This is a genomic window from Capillimicrobium parvum (genome assembly GCF_021172045.1).
In the GTDB taxonomy this organism is placed as follows: Bacteria; Actinomycetota; Thermoleophilia; order Solirubrobacterales; family Solirubrobacteraceae; genus Capillimicrobium; species Capillimicrobium parvum.
The window spans coordinates 1637537-1652210 of record NZ_CP087164.1; the positions used below are offsets into that span (position 1 = coordinate 1637537).

Consider the following 14674-nt stretch of genomic DNA (forward strand, 5'->3'; position numbering starts at 1 on the left):
GGCCCGCGCGCGCGGCGCCGCGCCTACTTCGTGTTGTCGGAGATGAGCTGCTTCATCGCGTCCACGCTCTGCTGCACCGAGTCGTAGACGACCCTGCGCAGCTGCACGCGCTGGCTGTCGCTCATCGAGGACACGATCGCGATCCCGACGCCCGCCCCGATCAGGGCGAGCACGAGGAGCACGGCGAGCGTGCGCCGCCGGCGCTGGCGCTTGGTGGGCCGTCCACGAGCGGCCGTGCGGGCGGCGGCGGGCGCGGGGGCCGGGGCCGGGCCCGGGCGACGCCGGTTCACCGGCTCGCGCGGGACCACGCGGGGCTGCTCGCTGGTGGCGCCGCCGCGGTCGTGGGCGCCGAGCACCGAGGTCGCCTCGGTGCCGCCCATGAAGCTCGTTGCCGCGGTCGCCTCCTCGGGCGCGATGCCCGCGGCCGCCCGGTCGAGCGCCTCGCCCATCGTCCGCGCGCTCCCGTAGCGGGCGCGCGGGTGGATCGACAGCGCGACCGCCACCGCGGACGCGAGCGCCGGGTTGACGTCGCCGCGCAGCCGGTCCAGCGGCGGCGGCACCTCGCGCTGCTGCTTGAGCACCAGCTCCGACAGCGAGGCGGCCTCGTATGGAAGCCGGCCGGCCAGGCACTGGTAGGTGACGACGCCGAGCGAGTAGAGGTCCGCCTGGGGCCCGGCCTCCTCGCCGGCCGCCTGTTCGGGCGCCAGGTAGGCGGCCGTGCCGAGCACGGAGCCCACCTGCGTGATCGACGACTGATCGGTCGCCCGCGCGATCCCGAAGTCGGCGAGCTTGACGATCCCGTCCGGCGTGATGAGCAGGTTGCCGGGCTTGACGTCGCGGTGCACGACGCCCTGGCGGTGCGCGTAGTCCAGCCCGTGGCAGGCCTGGACGACGATGTCGAGCGTCTCCGCGACGTCGAGCTGCGGGCGCTCGCGCAGCAGCTGGGCCAGCGACTGGCCGGGGACGTACTCCATGACGATGAAGTGGCGCCCGCTGGCCGGGTCCAGGCCCGAGTCGAAGACCTGGACGACGTTGGGGTGCACGAGCTTGGCCGCCGACAGCGCCTCGCGCTGGAAGCGCGAGACGAAGGTCGGATCGTCGGCGAGGTGCTCGGCGAGCAGCTTGATCGCGACGTGGCGCTCGAGGCGCGTGTCCGTCGCCAGATGCACCGTCGACATGCCGCCCAGCCCGAGGCGCCCCTCGATCCGGTAGCGCCCGGCGATCTCCGTGCCGCCCGTCATGGCGTCGCCGCCCCTCCGCCCGTCCCGCCGGCGCCGCCGGCGCCGGTGTTGCCGGGGACGGTCGCGCCGCCGGAGCCGCCGGTGGTCGTGGGCGGCGGCTCGGTCGCGGGCGGGGTCGTCGGGATCGTCGTCGGCGTCGTCTGCGTCGGGACCGTCTCGGTCGGCGTCGTGGGCACCGTCGCGGTCGGCGTCGTGGGCGTCGTCGCGGTGGGCGTGGTCGGCGTCGTCTGCGTCGTGGTGGTCGGCACGGTGGCCGACTTCGCCGCCTGGATCGCGCAGCGGTCCGGCGAGATCTGCGCGAGGTTCGCGACTCCCTCCTGCAGGCGCTGGCGCAGGGCGGCGTCGACGCGGCTCGGCAGCCCGTTGACCTGCTGCTGGAGGTCCGCCAGCTCGCCCGGCAGCCCGCCGCACTGCCCGCGGCGCACCGAGGATTCGATCTGGTCGAGCTGCTGCTGCATCGCGTCCGCGTCGCTCGATCCGATCAGGCCCCTGGCGTCGCCGCCGCAGGCGACGAGGATCGCGCACGCGGTGCCGAGGACGAGGGCGAGCATGCAGGCGAAGGCACGGCGCATCCTCACTGACCGTAGCCGAGGCGGTCGGCGAGAGAGTCGGGCAGGCGCGCGGCGCGGATGGCCGCCTGCGCGCCGCCGATGTCGTAGTCGACGCGCCGCCACTGCGCCGTGCGGGCGTCCAGGTCGAGCAGCATCCAGGCGGCCCGCTGGTCGCCGTCGCGGGGCTGGCCGACCGATCCCGGGTTCAGCAGCCACTCGCCCTCGGCGAGGTCGAGCTCGTCGCCGCCGCGGCGCGGCTCGCCCGTGGCCAGCTCGCCATCGAGGCGGACGAACGAGAGCGCGACGTGCGAATGGCCGACGATGCAGACCCGGTGGCCCTGCGCGTCGAGGCACAGCTCGGCCAGCAGCGCCGAGAGCACGTACTCCCAGACGGGATCGCGGGGGCTCGCGTGGTAGAGGCCGACGGAGCGGTCCTCGTCGTGCGTGCGCAGCGTGCGCAGCCAGTCGACGTTCGCCTCGTCCATGACCTCCCGCGTCCAGCGGGCCGCGATCTCCGCCCCGCGCGAGAACTCGTCGAGCGACAGCTCGCCCGTCACGGCCAGATCGTGGTTGCCGGACAGGCAGATCGTGGCGTGGCGCCGGGCGAGCTCCACACACGCGTCGGGCTCGGCGCCGTACCCGACGAGATCGCCGAGGCACCAGGTCTCGGCGGCCACGGTCGTGGCGATGTCGTCGAGGACGGCCTGGAAGGCGTGGCGGTTGCCGTGGATGTCAGAGACGATGGCGACCTGCATGGGGGACGCGGTTCGCGACCGTACGAGGCTAGTGCAGCCGCCCGGAAGTTCTTCGAGGTATTCGGTGGATGATCGTGCGTGGCTGGGGGCGGTCGCCGGCCGCTCGCATACTGGTGGTACGTGTGCGGTCGGCGACCGCCGTCAGACGCGTGCGAGCGCCGCCGAGACCCGAAGAACTTGCGGATGGGTGTACTCGTGATCGGGCGATGCGGCGCCGGCGTTCAGGCGGCGGCGGGCAGCTCGCCGCCGTCGCGGCTGCGCAGCCAGGCCTCGAGCCCGGCGGCGGGAAGCGCGCGCGAGAGCAGGTACCCCTGCGCGACGGTGCAGCCGGCGTCGGCGAGGTGGCTCCACGCGCCGGCGGTCTCGACGCCCTCCGCGACCACGGTCATGCTCAGGTCGCGCCCCAGCAGCGCCACGGAGCGCACGATCGCGGCCGAGCCGGCGTCGTCCTTGAGCGCCTGCACGAAGCTGCGGTCGATCTTCAGCTCGTCGACGGGGAGGCGGACGAGGTGGGCGAGCGAGGCGTGGCCGGTGCCGAAGTCGTCGAGCGAGATGGGGCAGCCGAGCTCGCGCAGCTCCTGAAGCGTCGTCATCACCCGCTCGGGCTGCGCCATCACGGTGTTCTCGGTGACCTCGATCTTCAGCCAGCGGCCGGCGAGGTCGTGGGCGTCGAGGAGCGCCTGCACCTCGCCGGCCAGCGCACCGTCGACGAGGTCGGCGGTGGCGAGGTTGACGGCGACGGGCAGGTCGACGCCGCTCGCCCGCCAGCGCGCGGCCTGGGCGACCGCCTCGCGCAGGACGTAGCGGCCCAGCCGGCGCATCATCCCGGCGCCCTCGAGCGCGCTGAGGAAGGCGCCCGGGGCGAGCAGCCCGCGGCTCGGGTGCTGCCAGCGGACCAGCGCCTCGACCGCCACGATGCGCCCGTCGATCAGGTCGGCCTGCGGCTGGTAATGCAGGACGAGCTCGTCGGCGTGCTCGAGCGCGCGGCGCAGCTCGCCGATGAGCGCGAGCTTGTCGCGCGAGTGCTCGTCGCGGCTGGCGTCGTACTCGACGACCTGCACGCCCGCGCCCTTGGCCTGGTACATCGCCACGTCGGCGCGCTGCAGCAGCTCCTCGACGGTCGTGCCGTCGTCGGGATGCACGGCGATGCCGACGCTCGCGTCGACGTGCAGGCGCAGGTCGCCGAGCGAGAACGACTGGTCGAGCGTGTCCTGCAGGCGCTTGGCCACCTGGCGGGCTCCCGCGGCGCCCGCGCCCGGGCACAGCACGGCGAACTCGTCGCCGCCGAGGCGGGCCAGCGTGTCCGCCGGGCGCAGCGCCGACGACAGGCGCGGGCCCAGCTGGCTGAGGAGGAGGTCGCCGGCCTGATGGCCGAGGGTGTCGTTGAGCTCCTTGAAGCGGTCCAGGTCGAGCATGAGCACCGCCGCCGGGCGCCCGGGATGGCGGTGCAGCTGGGTGCGCAGGGCGTCGAGGAACCCGCGGCGGTTGCTGAGGCCGGTCAGCTCGTCGGTGTGCGCGAGACGGTGCGAATCCGGCATGTCGCGCATCTGGACGTAGGAGTCCAGCGCGCGGTAGCTGGCCACGAGGACGGCCGCGACGGCCAGCCAGAGGCCCGCGGGCCACAACGTGACGAAGTTGCCGGCGATGACGATCCCGAGGCTGGCGAGGAACAGCGCGAACGGCCAGGCGAGCCGCTTGGCGACCGTCATCGTCGCGGGCGGGATCGCGCGGGAGCTCTGCCACGGCGCGACCGCGATCACGAGCATCGCCGCCGACCACAGCAGCACGCTCAGCGAGGTCGGTGATCCGCCGCCCTGGGAGACCCATAGCAGGTCGCCGGCGGCCAGGACGATCATCGCACCGCCCCACACGACCCAGTCGCGCCCCGGCTGCCAGCGCGCGATCGTGAACATCGCGACCACCAGCGCGATCAGCGCGATGTCGGTCACCGGGAACGCGAGCTTGGAGACGTCGTCGGCGCTGCCGGGCATGAGCAGCGGCAGGATGATCCCGAAGCCGATCGCTGCGATGCCGAGCACGCCGGCGACGGCGTCCAGCCACAGCCCGACCGGCAGCCGCGGGCAGCGGTCCCTCAGCTCGAGGGCCAGGAACACCACCATGCACGGGTAGAAGGCGAGGAAGAGGAACAGGTCGGGCGTCGTGGAGCCGTGCTGGAACGAGTAGGTCCACAGCACGTTGCCGGCCGCCCACGAGCCGACGCCCAGCGCCGCGATCAGCCAGTGCCGGCGGCGCACGGTGAAGGCGCAGACGAGCACGCCCAGGAAGGCGATGCCCGGGATGAGGGCGGCGGCCGCATCGTCGAAGATCGCGTCGCCCGTCGCGCCGGGCCACGCGCCCAGGACGTGCAGGAGCTGGCCGGCGAGCAGGATGCCGGCGACGGCGTAGAGGGCGCGCAGCCAAGGGGGAGCCGAACCCATGCCCCGGTCATCGACCGGTCAGGCCGACTGGTTGAGCGCGGCTCCGGCTACTGCGGCTGCGGCGGCTGCTCGCCGCCGAACTCGGGCAGGTTCTTGATGCCCTCGCGGGTGCGCCACTTGGAGTAGTTGTCCTCCATCGCGTCGATCAGCTCGCGCATGAACCGCGGCGAGAGGTTGACGCGGGAGACGACCACACCGGGGATCTCGTCGTCCTCCACCTCGTGGTCGACGCGAGCGAACGTGATCGTGAACTCGTAGTCGCTGTGACTGACGTTCGCGAAGTTCGCGTACACCCCGGCCATGATCTCCGGCGAGAAGTGGATGTTGATGTGGCGCTCTGGGCCCTGGTCGTCGCCTGCCATGCGCTTAGCATCCCAGGTCGTGAGGCTCATCGTCGTGTCCGTCGGCCGTCTGCGCCCGCCGTACGTCGACGACGTCCTGCACTACAAGAAGCTCCTCGCCCGGCACGCGCGCCTCGAGCTCATCGAGGTCCGTGAGGACGAGCGGGTCGCGCGCCGCATCCCGGAGCGGGCGTTCGTATCGCTGCTGGACCGCCAGGGCGAGGCGTTCGACTCGCTGTCCTTCTCGCGCTTCCTCGAGGACCGCCGCCAGTCGGGCCGGGATCTCTGCTTCGTGATCGGCGGCCCGGTGGGCCTCGACCTGGAGGGCGTCGACCACCGCTTCTCGCTCGGGCCGCTGACGCTGCCCCACCAGCTCGCCCGCGTCGTCCTGCTCGAGCAGCTCCTGCGCGGCCACAAGATCCTGGCCAACGAGCCATACCATCTGTGATCCCATGTCCTCCGGCGCTCTGCAAGACCTCCACACGACCGTGCTCGAAGCGGCGACCGCCCTCGCCGCCGCGCCGCCGCGCTCCGAGCCGACGCTGGAGCGGCCGAAGAAGGCGGCGTTCGGGGACCTGTCGACGAACGCGGCGATGCTGCTCGCGCCGGTGCTCAAGTCCGCGCCGCGCGACGTGGCCGGCCGGCTCGGCGACGAGCTCAGCGGGCGCCTCGGCGACCGGCTCGAGCGCGTCGAGGTCGCCGGCCCCGGCTTCCTGAACCTGTTCCTCGGCGACCCGTGGTTCGTCGACGCGCTGCGCAGCGTGCTCGGAGCCGGGGACGGCTTCGGCGGCGCCGGCGCGCCGGTCGCGGAGAAGGTCGACGTCGAGTTCGTCTCGGCGAACCCGACCGGGCCGATGCACGTCGGGCACGCCCGCAACGCCGCGTACGGCGACGCGCTGTGCCGGATCCTCGCCTTCCACGGGCACGCCGTCACCCGCGAGTTCTACGTCAACGACTACGGCTCCCAGGTGCGCCGGTTCGCGGAGTCGATCCGCGCGCGGGCGCGCGGCGAGGAGGTGCCGGAAGGCGGCTACCGGGGCGAGTACGTCTCCGAGCTCGTCGACCTCGACGACGGCGAGATATCGCTCGACGAGCTCGGCCGGCGCGGCGTGGCGGCCATGCTCGAGCGCATGCGGGCGTCGCTCGAGCGCTTCGCGGTGGCCCCGTTCGACCTCTTCTTCTCCGAGCGCAGCCTGCACCCCGAGAAGGTGCAGCACGCGTTCGACATCCTCGCCGAACAGGGCAACACGTACCGCCACGACGGCGCCCTGTGGTGCCGGACGACCGCGTTCGGCGACGACAAGGACCGGGTCCTCGTGCGCTCGACCGGCGAGCACACGTACTTCGCCAGCGACACCGCCTACCACCAGGACAAGCGCGAGCGCGGTTTCGACCGGCTCGTCGACGTGTGGGGCGCCGACCACCACGGCTACGTCAAGCGGACGAAGGCGGCCTACCAGGCGCTGGGCGGAGACCCGGACGCGCTGGACCTCCTGATCATGCAGTTCGTCTCGCTGCCCGAGGGCAAGATGAGCAAGCGCGCGGGCGAGTTCGTCACGCTCGACGACCTCGTCGACGAGATCGGGGTGGACGCCGCCCGCTGGTTCCTGCTGCAGCGCTCGCACGACACGACGATCGAGCTCGACCTCGACCTGGCCAAGCGCGAGAGCGCGGAGAACCCGGTCTACTACGTCCAGTACGCGCACGCCCGGATCGCGAGCGTGCTGGCCAAGGCGGGCTTCGCGGCGTCCGGCGCCGCCGGGTTCGACGAGCGGTCGCTGCCGCTGGAGCCGGGCGAGCGGGCGCTGATCATGAAGCTGCTGGCGTTCCCCGGCGAGGTGGCCGAGGCGGTCGAGCGCCGCGCGCCGCACCGGATCGCCGTCTACGCGCTCGAGCTGGCCCAGGAGTTCACCGCGTTCTACCGCGACTGCCGCGTGGTCGGATCGGAGGTGCAGGACTTCCGGCTGGCGCTCTGCGTCGCCGCGAAGCGCACGATCGCCCGGGCGCTCGACCTCCTCGGGGTCAGCGCGCCGGAGTCGATGTAGGCCCCGCCTCGACGCGGCGCTTGAGCTCGCCGTAGTCGCGGCGGAAGCTGCGCTCGAGGATCCGGCGCAGGAGCGGCTCGGCCAGGCGCAGCGGGCCGTGGATGGGGCCCTCGGCGACGTAGTCGAGGCGGGTGCCGCCGGCGGGCGTGGGCGCGAGGCGGTGGCGCGCGGCGACGCGGATCGGGCCGTCGAGCGGGCGCAGGTCGAAGGCGTGCGCGGGCTCGAGGCGCTCGACCGCGATGGTCGAGGTCATGTCGCGGCCGAAGGGGCCGGCGTTGACCTCGACGATCCGCGAGCCGGTGCGCAGCGGGCCCGGCGGGTCGGGCGTCGCCGAGCGCTTGATGGCCATCCACTCCGGAAGCTTCGCCGGATCCGTCAGGTAGGCGAAGACGGCGGCGGGCGGACGGTCGACCTCGATGGTGAACGCGATGCGGATCATGGCGCCGGCCGTTCAGGCTCAGATCGAGTAGATGAAGTCCAGGCCGACGTCGCCGAGGAGCTTCTGGACCTCGCTGTTGAGGCGGGTCAGCTCCTGGGTGTAGATGAGCACGCCCATCACGATGAGCACAGCGCCGGAGACCGCGGTGATCACGAGGTAGTGGTCGCGCAGCCAGCGGAAGGCGTTCGTCGCGCGGTTGAACGCGACCGCGGTCAGCAGGAACGGCACGGCGAGCCCGGCCGAGTAGAACGCGAGCAGCACGCCGCCGTGAGACACCGAGTCGCTCGTGGCCGCCGCGGCGAGGATCGCGCTCAGCGTCGGGCCGATGCACGGCGTCCAGGCGAACGCGAACGCCGCGCCGGCGATGAGCGGCCCGCCGGAGCCGGCCTTGCGGATCAGCGTGTCCGGCCGCCACTCCTTGTTGAGCTTCGGCACGAACGGCGTCAGGACGAAGAACACGCCCATCGCGATGATGAGCGCGCCGGCGATCTTGTCGAGCGTCACCCGGTGGTCGTTGAGGGTCTGGCCGAGCCCGGTCGCCGTCATGCCGAGCGCGACGAACATCAGCGTGAACGACAGGCAGAAGATGATCGCCGGCCACAGGACGCGCATCATCGGGTGGTGACGGTCGCGCAGGTCGGTGATCGACACGCCGCTGACCGCGGACAGGTAGCCGGGCACGAGCGGCAGCACGCAGGGGGAGATGAAGGAGACGAACCCGACCGCGAACGCGGCGAGGACCGTGGTGCCGGGCGACGTGGCCTGCGCGAGCATGGTCAGCGGTACCGCGCGAGGTCCTCGTCGAGGCGGGCGGCCTCCTCGGGCGTGACCCCGGGTCCGTCGTCGCCGGCGGCGCCCGGCTCGTCCGGCCCGCGGGCGGCCTGGCGCCGGCGCCAGCGCGGCGCGAGCACCGCGACGGCGGCGATGAGCACGGCGAAGACGAGCGCGGGCACGAGCCAGTTGGTCACCTCGAATCCGCCGCCCTCGGGCGAGGCGATCACCGCATCGCCGTACTCGCCGCGCAGCGCCTCCTTGATCTCGGCCTTCGTCCTGCCCTGGGCGATGAGCCGGCTGATGAGCGCGCGCTCGCGATCGGCCTGCGGCGCCTCGGCGATGTTCAGCGGAACGCCGCAGACGACGCACATGACCTCGTCCTCGACGTCGTTGAGCGTCGTCCGGGGCGTGGCGGCGGAGGCGGCGCCGGCGGGCGCGGCGACCGCGAAGAGGAGCGCGATGAGCAGGAGCGAGCGGCGGAGCATCAGTTCTCCAGGGCGGCGCTGAGCGCCCGGTCCAGGAACTTGCCGTCGACCTGCCCGCGCGAGAGCGCGACGACCCGGCCCTTGCGGTCGATGATGAACGTCTCCGGTAGCGCCCGCGTGCCGTACTTCTGGGCGAGCTTGCCGTCCACGTCGCGGACCGAGGGGTACGTGAGGCCGTGGTCGCGCATGAACGCCTCGGAGTCGCTCGACGCGTCGCGGAAGGTCACGCCGAGCACCGTCCCCGCTCCGTCCTGCTGCAGGCGCTTCTGCGCCCGCTCGAGCTGCGGCGCCTCCGCCTTGCACGGCTCGCACCACGAGGCCCAGAAGTTCAGCACGACGACCTTGCCCCGCAGATCGGCCACCGACCGGGTGCGGCCGCGAGCGCCCAGCACGGGCAGCGCGAGGTCGGGCGCGGTGGGCCGCTGGCCCTTCTTGACCGCCTCGTCAAGCGTCTTGTCCTCGCTCCTGGCGGCGACGCCGTACACGAGCAGGCCGACGAGCGCGGCGACCGCGAGCACAGCGACGAGGGGGAAAGCGGTGCGCCTCATCCGCCGTCCCAGGGTAGTCGCTGGTCGCGCTAGGATCCTGCGCTCAAGCGGGATTAGTTCATCGGTAGAACGCGAGCTTCCCAAGCTCGAGAGACGGGTTCGATTCCCGTATCCCGCTCTGGCGGAAGCCCCGGCCTCTACGGGGCTTTCGTCATTTCTGGGGGATGGCGAGGTACCAATGAGGTACCAATTTCCTGCCGGCGGCGTCATCCGCCTTGTCTTCGCAGCGCTCCCGGAGGTCATCAACGACGAAGGAGCGAGCCCCCGGGCCTGGGGGCGATAAGACCGCAACGGAATGGGTTCCCATGCTCCTACCGCGCGCCGCCGAGAGGTCGCGGATCACCCGCCGGCCGGGCACGCCGGACTTCGGAACGCACCGCGCGGGTAGGTAGACGAACGTCCCCAACGCGGAGGTCGACCATGACCCGGCTTCACGTCGTACCCGATGGCGATCGCTGGGCGGTCAAGCTGGAAGGCAGCGACTCGCCTCAGAGCACCCACGGAACCCAGGCGGAGGCGGAGAAGGCGGCGAAGTCCACGTCGGGCGTGACGGAGGTGATCATCCACGGTCGCGACGGCAAGATTCGCGACAGCGACACGATGGACCGAGCCCACGAAGGCCCGGGGCGCGACAAGGTGCACTAGATCGGGCCGGCGTGACGGCTGTCGTGGCGGGCGGTCAGCGCAAGTTGCGTTGCGCGTCGCCGCACGTCGCACGCCTCGCAGCCGGCGAACTCTGGGCACGCCGCCGTCGCGATCCATGACCGATCGGGTCTCGCGAGCAGCTTGCGGGACATGCGGTCGATCCTGCGGCCGTAGGCGCGGGCGCACGCCGGGCAGAGCCAGCCGGGCTGGTGCGGCGTCCAGCCAATCTCGAGAGGAGGGCGGAAATGGCCAGCGCATGCGATGCAGTCGCGGTCGCCTACGGTTGGTTGCGATTGGCCTGCCCATGACACGAACGCATGTTCGCGCATGAAACGCGCATGAAGCGTTCACGAACGTTTGCCTCATTGTGCTCCGAACGGTCAGCGGTTAGGTTGGGTCACACAACGGAATCGCCCCCGCGCCGCTGACACGGCCGGGGGCATGGCCCAAGGAGGAGGTAGCTCCATGGACGCGCAGAACGCTATCTGCGTTGGTAGCCCGCTGTCGGCATGGATCGTCAACCACGACGACGGGACCCTGTCGATCAGTGTCCCGCCCATCCTCATCGAAGGGATGCGAACGAGGTTGTTGCACGACTACGCGGTGGCGGCCGTCAGGCTGGCAGATGGTTTCGTAGACGAGCTGGCGCCGCGGGACTACGGACACGAGCGCGACCCATCGAGCGTGGTTACGGACACCGCGGTCACGGCCGATCGTGTCGAGTCCCTGCGAGAGCGCTGCGAAGCGGTCGCGGTGGCCCATGAGCAGCTCGACACGTTCGGCTGGACGGAGCCGAGGGACGTCACGTTGCGACGCGACCGCGATTGGTGGCTGCGGGCGGCGAGCGCCGAGATCACGGAGGTCGCCGGCTGCGTCACCGCGACGGTCGAGGACGGACCGCGCTACGCCAATCAGGAAGAGTGGGTGGAGCGGGTGGTCGAGTGGCAGGCGCACCTGGCGGAGGCTGTGGCCTTCCTGGGGGCGCTGCAAGCCGCCTGACGGCCGTCGGAGCGGCTGCCAAGGGGATTCCCTTCGTGGCCGCTCCGCCGCCGGTAGCGGCCCTAGGATGTGTTTCACCGTGAGACGACGCGTCTACACCGAACACGACCAGGCCGAAGCGCTCATGATGCTCGCTGTCTGCCGCGGCAACGCCGAGGAAGCCCGCCGCCGGATGAAGGCGCGCGGCGACGACCCGCCCCCGGCGAGCACACTGAACATGTGGCGTACCGCGCAAGCCGACCGGTACGAGGACATCCGTAGCGAGATCAGCGTGAAGATCACCGCGGAGGTCGCGAACCAGGCGGAGGAGATCATGCTCGAGGCCGGCGAGCTCGAACGCGAGATGCTGGCGCGCATCCGTGAGGAGCTACCGAACATCAAGCCGGGCGAGCTGCCCGGGGCGTTGCGGAACGTGACGACGACGAAGGCGCTGAACAACGACAAGATCGCTGGCCCGATTCGGGGCCGGCCGACCGTAATCACCGAGCACCGGGACGCCACCCAGATCCTCGCTGAGTTGCAGCGCCTCGGCGTGATCGACAGCACCGCCGAAGAGATATCCGCGCTGCCGCCTGCCGCGTAGAGTCGCGCCAACACTGGCGCCATGAAAGGAACTCGTATGCGACGCACGACCGTCGCCGCTCTTCTCGCGATCACGATCGCTGTTCTCTGGGCGGTTCCCGCCTTCGGTGGACCTTCGATCGCAACGTTGTCACGTCGGATCGCTGGTGTAGGTGACCGTGAGCAGCGTCACTACAACGAGGTGGACCGCCGGATCAAAGCCGCTGTTCTGCTCACGCTCCAGCGTGGCGTCGTGACAGACGTGCAGAGTGCGACGATGGCCCAGAACGGGCGCTTCTACTCGGGAAGTGTGGGGTGCCAGTTCGGATACCGGCTGACGGGAGGCGGGGTCGACTGGGGGTTTTCGAGCGTCTACCTCGACTACGCGGTCGTATCAAGCGCGCCGGATCTGAGCGGCACCGTGTGGCGCGCCACGGCCAGTCAGGGTCTGTCCCCTGCGCCCGATGTGCTCCCGAGCGTCTATGCCGTCTGCATCAAGGCCGGTTGACGAGATCACGGCTTACTCGCCCACGGTAGGTGCTGGACACGCTGACAGAGCGCCAGCCCGGCATGGTGCCGAAAGCGGGTCGAAGTGGCTCCGGTGTGGGCGTTAAAATCGGTGAAGTCATTGCCACTATTTGAAGCCAGGGGAAGATCGCCTCGCAACTTCATCGCCCGGCCACACCGGGAATTGGGGAACCGAAAGCATCGGACTTCGGCGAAGGAGACGATCACTGATGGCTCGCATTTCAAAGGCTTCGCGGTTCACCACGGTCCGGGCGTTCTCTGCGCAGCTCTCTGCCGGGGCCACAACGGGCACGTATATCTCGTCTGTCGCGTCGGGCGGCACCGTGACCAACATCCAGTTCGTTCTGCGCGGAACGCTGCTCGCCGAGCACGGCACCAGATTCCGAGTGCGGACGCATGTCTGGTCCCTCGGCAACGCCGGCAGCGATCCCACGACCACCGCGAAGGTGTCGCTCTATCAAGCAACGATCGCAGCGGCCACCACCGGATTCACGGCCACCCTCGGGTCGGAGGTCGCTTCCTCAGCGATCTCTGGGCTCGCTCCGACGCCTCGAGGCACGATCGTCAACGGCGAATCTTCGGACTTCACCATTGATCCCAGCAAGGTCTATGTGCCGGTGGTGGAGCTGCTCACCGCCAACCTGCCCGCGAGCACCAGCTTCACGTCCTACGTCGACATCATCGCGATCGACTAGGCCCGCCTGGTGGGCGACAGCGAGTGGCGAGCGACCGTCTAGCGGTTCTTCGGCGGACCACTCGACAGATGTTCGACCGCTGAAAGCTCTCCAGCGGGTTAATGTCGGTCGTTCGGTTTGGGTCTCCACGGAAGGGTCTCGATGCTTCGCCTGTTCGCCGCACTTGCTGCTTTCGCCCTGCTGGCTTTCGCCGGCTGCGGAACCACCGACGACAGCTCCTCTGGAGGCTCAACCGGCAGTGGCGAGTCCGGCGCCAAGAGCGAGTCGGACGGCTGCGGATTCAAGGCCACAGATGACTGCACGCCGCACGTCGGAGCCGATGGCAAGGTTCGTGTCGACGCGATCGTGTGGAACCTCGAGTCAGCGCGCACAACCAACACGATCGGGGAGCAACAGTACGGGTTGGGCGCCAAGGCCGATGGCGTCTTCGTCGTCGTCAAACTCAAGGCGACGAGCAAGAAGGACGAATCCGCGACCCTCTCCGACAATGTCATCAAGCTCGAGGTCAACGGCAACACATACGACCCCGACAGCGACGGGAGCATCGCAGCGATCGGAGCTGGTGACGAGCCGTTCTTCCTCGAGACGCTCAATCCCGACTCGACCGAGAAGGGCACGGTGGTGTTCGATGTGCCGAAGAAGGTGCTCAACGACAAGCCCGAGTTGCGATTCGGCGAGCTCGGGTTCGGCGACACCCATGCGTACATCGCGCTCCCCCAGATCTAGCCCAGTGCCGAACCACCGGTGAAATCCATGTCACGCTCGCAAGCTCCCCCCGTGTCGGCTGTCATTGACCAATCACGTTTCCCAGCCTTGTTTTCCTTCGTGAGTTGGGGCATCGACATGCAGCTCGGCGACATCCGAGACATGCTCAGGCTGCCCATGTTTGACGTTGGGCTAGAAGCCGGCCAGAACTTCGCAGCGACCACTTCGCTGGTTAATGTGATCGCCGGCGCCTCGGTCTGGTTCTACGACGCCTCAGAGGACGGGCTGTCCAACCGCGGAGACCGTAGTCGCCGCTATCGAGAGACTCTCGAGGGGTATTGGCCATGGGATACCGAGGCCGTTGACTCTGAGATAGGAATCAAGGTGCTCTACGACCACGTGCGAAACCCGCTCGCGCACGCATTTGGCATGCCAGGCCTGGACGAAGGCACGCTGATCTCGATTGCCAAGAGCCCGCTAACCGAAGCGCAGATCGCTGAGATCGACCACGCCGAGACACGGCCCAGCTGGATCGGCCCAACGATGATGCCCGCACCATCAGGTGCGCCCGACCGCGCGTATTTCGTGAACGTCCCAGCGCTTTACTGGGGGGTGCGGCGGACGCTCTACGCGGTGCTGACCGACGAGCAGCAACTGCCAGCCGCCGATGCTCTGGCCCAATCGCTGATGCGCTCCCTCGTACACCCCAACGCCTCATGGCGCGCGTCCGGCTCAGCGCCAGCGGGCGGCTAGGCGATCCAGCACTCAAACGGCAGCGACCCAGGCCGAAACCCACGGCCCGCGCACACGCACCCCAAAACCCCCGATCCCACCGGGGCACACGCCCCCACACGCGCCCAAACCCGCCGAAACCCCCAAAGATCAACAACACCAGTAAGCCTACAGCCCGAGTGCGCTTGCGGC

Annotated in this window: 18 protein-coding genes and 1 tRNA gene; 10 read left to right on the forward strand and 9 right to left on the reverse strand. The window is 70.4% G+C overall.

Annotated elements, in window-relative coordinates; translation table 11 throughout:
• Positions 1 to 23: 23 nt before the first annotated feature.
• The 5 genes from DSM104329_RS08050 to DSM104329_RS08070 form a co-directional block, all read right to left on the reverse strand.
• Positions 24 to 1241, reverse strand: a complete 1218-nt coding sequence (locus DSM104329_RS08050) for a protein kinase domain-containing protein (protein ID WP_259314898.1) — start codon at positions 1239 to 1241, stop codon at positions 24 to 26.
• Positions 1238 to 1813 (reverse strand): hypothetical protein, encoded by a 576-nt coding sequence (locus DSM104329_RS08055; RefSeq protein ID WP_259314900.1) that lies wholly within the window; start codon positions 1811 to 1813, stop codon positions 1238 to 1240. Before DSM104329_RS08055 ends, DSM104329_RS08050 begins: the two co-directional genes overlap by 4 nt.
• A 2-nt stretch (positions 1814 to 1815) precedes the next feature.
• On the reverse strand, positions 1816 to 2547 hold the full coding sequence (locus tag DSM104329_RS08060; RefSeq protein WP_259314901.1) for a metallophosphoesterase family protein: 732 nt from the start codon (positions 2545 to 2547) through the stop codon (positions 1816 to 1818).
• A gap of 221 nt (positions 2548 to 2768) precedes the next feature.
• Positions 2769 to 4985: a putative bifunctional diguanylate cyclase/phosphodiesterase gene (locus DSM104329_RS08065; protein WP_259314902.1), complete on the reverse strand. Its 2217-nt coding sequence runs from the start codon at positions 4983 to 4985 to the stop codon at positions 2769 to 2771.
• Between the two features lie 47 nt (positions 4986 to 5032).
• A complete protein-coding gene (locus DSM104329_RS08070) occupies positions 5033 to 5347 on the reverse strand; it encodes a DUF3467 domain-containing protein (RefSeq protein WP_259314903.1) in 315 nt (104 codons plus the stop codon).
• Between the two features lie 19 nt (positions 5348 to 5366).
• Here DSM104329_RS08070 and DSM104329_RS08075 point away from each other — a divergent pair, with 19 nt between their 5' ends.
• Positions 5367 to 5774, forward strand: coding sequence for a 23S rRNA (pseudouridine(1915)-N(3))-methyltransferase RlmH (locus tag DSM104329_RS08075; protein WP_259314905.1), 408 nt, complete (start codon positions 5367 to 5369; stop codon positions 5772 to 5774).
• A 4-nt stretch (positions 5775 to 5778) separates the two neighbouring features.
• Positions 5779 to 7371: an arginine--tRNA ligase gene (locus tag DSM104329_RS08080; protein WP_259314906.1), complete on the forward strand. Its 1593-nt coding sequence runs from the start codon at positions 5779 to 5781 to the stop codon at positions 7369 to 7371.
• On the opposite strand, the gene DSM104329_RS08085 is transcribed toward DSM104329_RS08080, so the two are convergent.
• From DSM104329_RS08085 to DSM104329_RS08100, 4 genes are read right to left on the reverse strand one after another with little or no spacing between them, the layout of a single operon-like run.
• The gene (locus DSM104329_RS08085) at positions 7349 to 7810 is read right to left on the reverse strand and encodes an SRPBCC family protein (RefSeq protein WP_259314907.1); all 462 of its coding nucleotides are present in this window, start codon (positions 7808 to 7810) and stop codon (positions 7349 to 7351) included. The two genes, DSM104329_RS08080 and DSM104329_RS08085, sit on opposite strands and share 23 nt — an antisense overlap.
• Before the next feature lie 18 nt (positions 7811 to 7828).
• Positions 7829 to 8584, reverse strand: coding sequence for a cytochrome c biogenesis CcdA family protein (locus DSM104329_RS08090; RefSeq protein WP_259314909.1), 756 nt, complete (start codon positions 8582 to 8584; stop codon positions 7829 to 7831).
• A gap of 2 nt (positions 8585 to 8586) precedes the next feature.
• Positions 8587 to 9069 (reverse strand): cytochrome c-type biogenesis protein, encoded by a 483-nt coding sequence (locus DSM104329_RS08095; protein ID WP_259314910.1) that lies wholly within the window; start codon positions 9067 to 9069, stop codon positions 8587 to 8589.
• Entirely contained in the window at positions 9069 to 9617 is a 549-nt protein-coding gene (locus DSM104329_RS08100; protein WP_259314913.1) for a TlpA family protein disulfide reductase, read from the reverse strand. Before DSM104329_RS08100 ends, DSM104329_RS08095 begins: the two co-directional genes overlap by 1 nt.
• Before the next feature lie 47 nt (positions 9618 to 9664).
• Between DSM104329_RS08100 and DSM104329_RS08105 the strand changes: the two genes are divergently transcribed.
• The 8 genes from DSM104329_RS08105 (at position 9665) to DSM104329_RS08140 (ending at position 14503) form a co-directional block, all read left to right on the forward strand.
• Positions 9665 to 9735: transfer RNA gene (locus DSM104329_RS08105), tRNA-Gly, on the forward strand.
• A gap of 302 nt (positions 9736 to 10037) precedes the next feature.
• A complete protein-coding gene (locus tag DSM104329_RS08110; RefSeq protein WP_259314914.1) occupies positions 10038 to 10262 on the forward strand; it encodes a DUF2188 domain-containing protein in 225 nt (74 codons plus the stop codon).
• A gap of 465 nt (positions 10263 to 10727) precedes the next feature.
• Positions 10728 to 11261 carry a hypothetical protein gene (locus tag DSM104329_RS08115; RefSeq protein ID WP_259314915.1) on the forward strand — a complete coding sequence of 178 codons (534 nt, stop codon included), beginning with the start codon at positions 10728 to 10730 and terminating at the stop codon, positions 11259 to 11261.
• A gap of 79 nt (positions 11262 to 11340) precedes the next feature.
• Positions 11341 to 11844: a hypothetical protein gene (locus DSM104329_RS08120; protein WP_259314917.1), complete on the forward strand. Its 504-nt coding sequence runs from the start codon at positions 11341 to 11343 to the stop codon at positions 11842 to 11844.
• A gap of 21 nt (positions 11845 to 11865) precedes the next feature.
• On the forward strand, positions 11866 to 12330 hold the full coding sequence (locus DSM104329_RS08125) for a hypothetical protein (protein ID WP_259314918.1): 465 nt from the start codon (positions 11866 to 11868) through the stop codon (positions 12328 to 12330).
• Positions 12331 to 12673: 343 nt separating this feature from the next.
• Positions 12674 to 13045, forward strand: coding sequence for a hypothetical protein (locus tag DSM104329_RS08130; RefSeq protein ID WP_259314919.1), 372 nt, complete (start codon positions 12674 to 12676; stop codon positions 13043 to 13045).
• Positions 13046 to 13186: 141 nt separating this feature from the next.
• On the forward strand, positions 13187 to 13771 hold the full coding sequence (locus DSM104329_RS08135; RefSeq protein WP_259314920.1) for a DUF4352 domain-containing protein: 585 nt from the start codon (positions 13187 to 13189) through the stop codon (positions 13769 to 13771).
• Positions 13772 to 13822: 51 nt separating this feature from the next.
• Entirely contained in the window at positions 13823 to 14503 is a 681-nt protein-coding gene (locus DSM104329_RS08140; RefSeq protein ID WP_259314921.1) for a hypothetical protein, read from the forward strand.
• The last annotated feature ends 171 nt before the right edge of the window (positions 14504 to 14674 follow it).

Coding starts and splice junctions, on each gene's coding strand:
- DSM104329_RS08085 (WP_259314907.1), bottom strand. CDS start 7,810: ATGATCCGCATCGCGTTCACCATCGAGGTCGACCGTCCGCCCGCCGCC.
- DSM104329_RS08060 (WP_259314901.1), bottom strand. CDS start 2,547: ATGCAGGTCGCCATCGTCTCTGACATCCACGGCAACCGCCACGCCTTC.
- DSM104329_RS08055 (WP_259314900.1), bottom strand. CDS start 1,813: ATGCGCCGTGCCTTCGCCTGCATGCTCGCCCTCGTCCTCGGCACCGCG.
- DSM104329_RS08110 (WP_259314914.1), top strand. CDS start 10,038: ATGACCCGGCTTCACGTCGTACCCGATGGCGATCGCTGGGCGGTCAAG.
- DSM104329_RS08115 (WP_259314915.1), top strand. CDS start 10,728: ATGGACGCGCAGAACGCTATCTGCGTTGGTAGCCCGCTGTCGGCATGG.
- DSM104329_RS08125 (WP_259314918.1), top strand. CDS start 11,866: ATGAAAGGAACTCGTATGCGACGCACGACCGTCGCCGCTCTTCTCGCG.
- DSM104329_RS08080 (WP_259314906.1), top strand. CDS start 5,779: ATGTCCTCCGGCGCTCTGCAAGACCTCCACACGACCGTGCTCGAAGCG.
- DSM104329_RS08090 (WP_259314909.1), bottom strand. CDS start 8,584: ATGCTCGCGCAGGCCACGTCGCCCGGCACCACGGTCCTCGCCGCGTTC.
- DSM104329_RS08095 (WP_259314910.1), bottom strand. CDS start 9,069: ATGCTCCGCCGCTCGCTCCTGCTCATCGCGCTCCTCTTCGCGGTCGCC.
- DSM104329_RS08065 (WP_259314902.1), bottom strand. CDS start 4,985: ATGGGTTCGGCTCCCCCTTGGCTGCGCGCCCTCTACGCCGTCGCCGGC.
- DSM104329_RS08070 (WP_259314903.1), bottom strand. CDS start 5,347: ATGGCAGGCGACGACCAGGGCCCAGAGCGCCACATCAACATCCACTTC.
- DSM104329_RS08050 (WP_259314898.1), bottom strand. CDS start 1,241: ATGACGGGCGGCACGGAGATCGCCGGGCGCTACCGGATCGAGGGGCGC.
- DSM104329_RS08100 (WP_259314913.1), bottom strand. CDS start 9,617: ATGAGGCGCACCGCTTTCCCCCTCGTCGCTGTGCTCGCGGTCGCCGCG.
- DSM104329_RS08135 (WP_259314920.1), top strand. CDS start 13,187: ATGCTTCGCCTGTTCGCCGCACTTGCTGCTTTCGCCCTGCTGGCTTTC.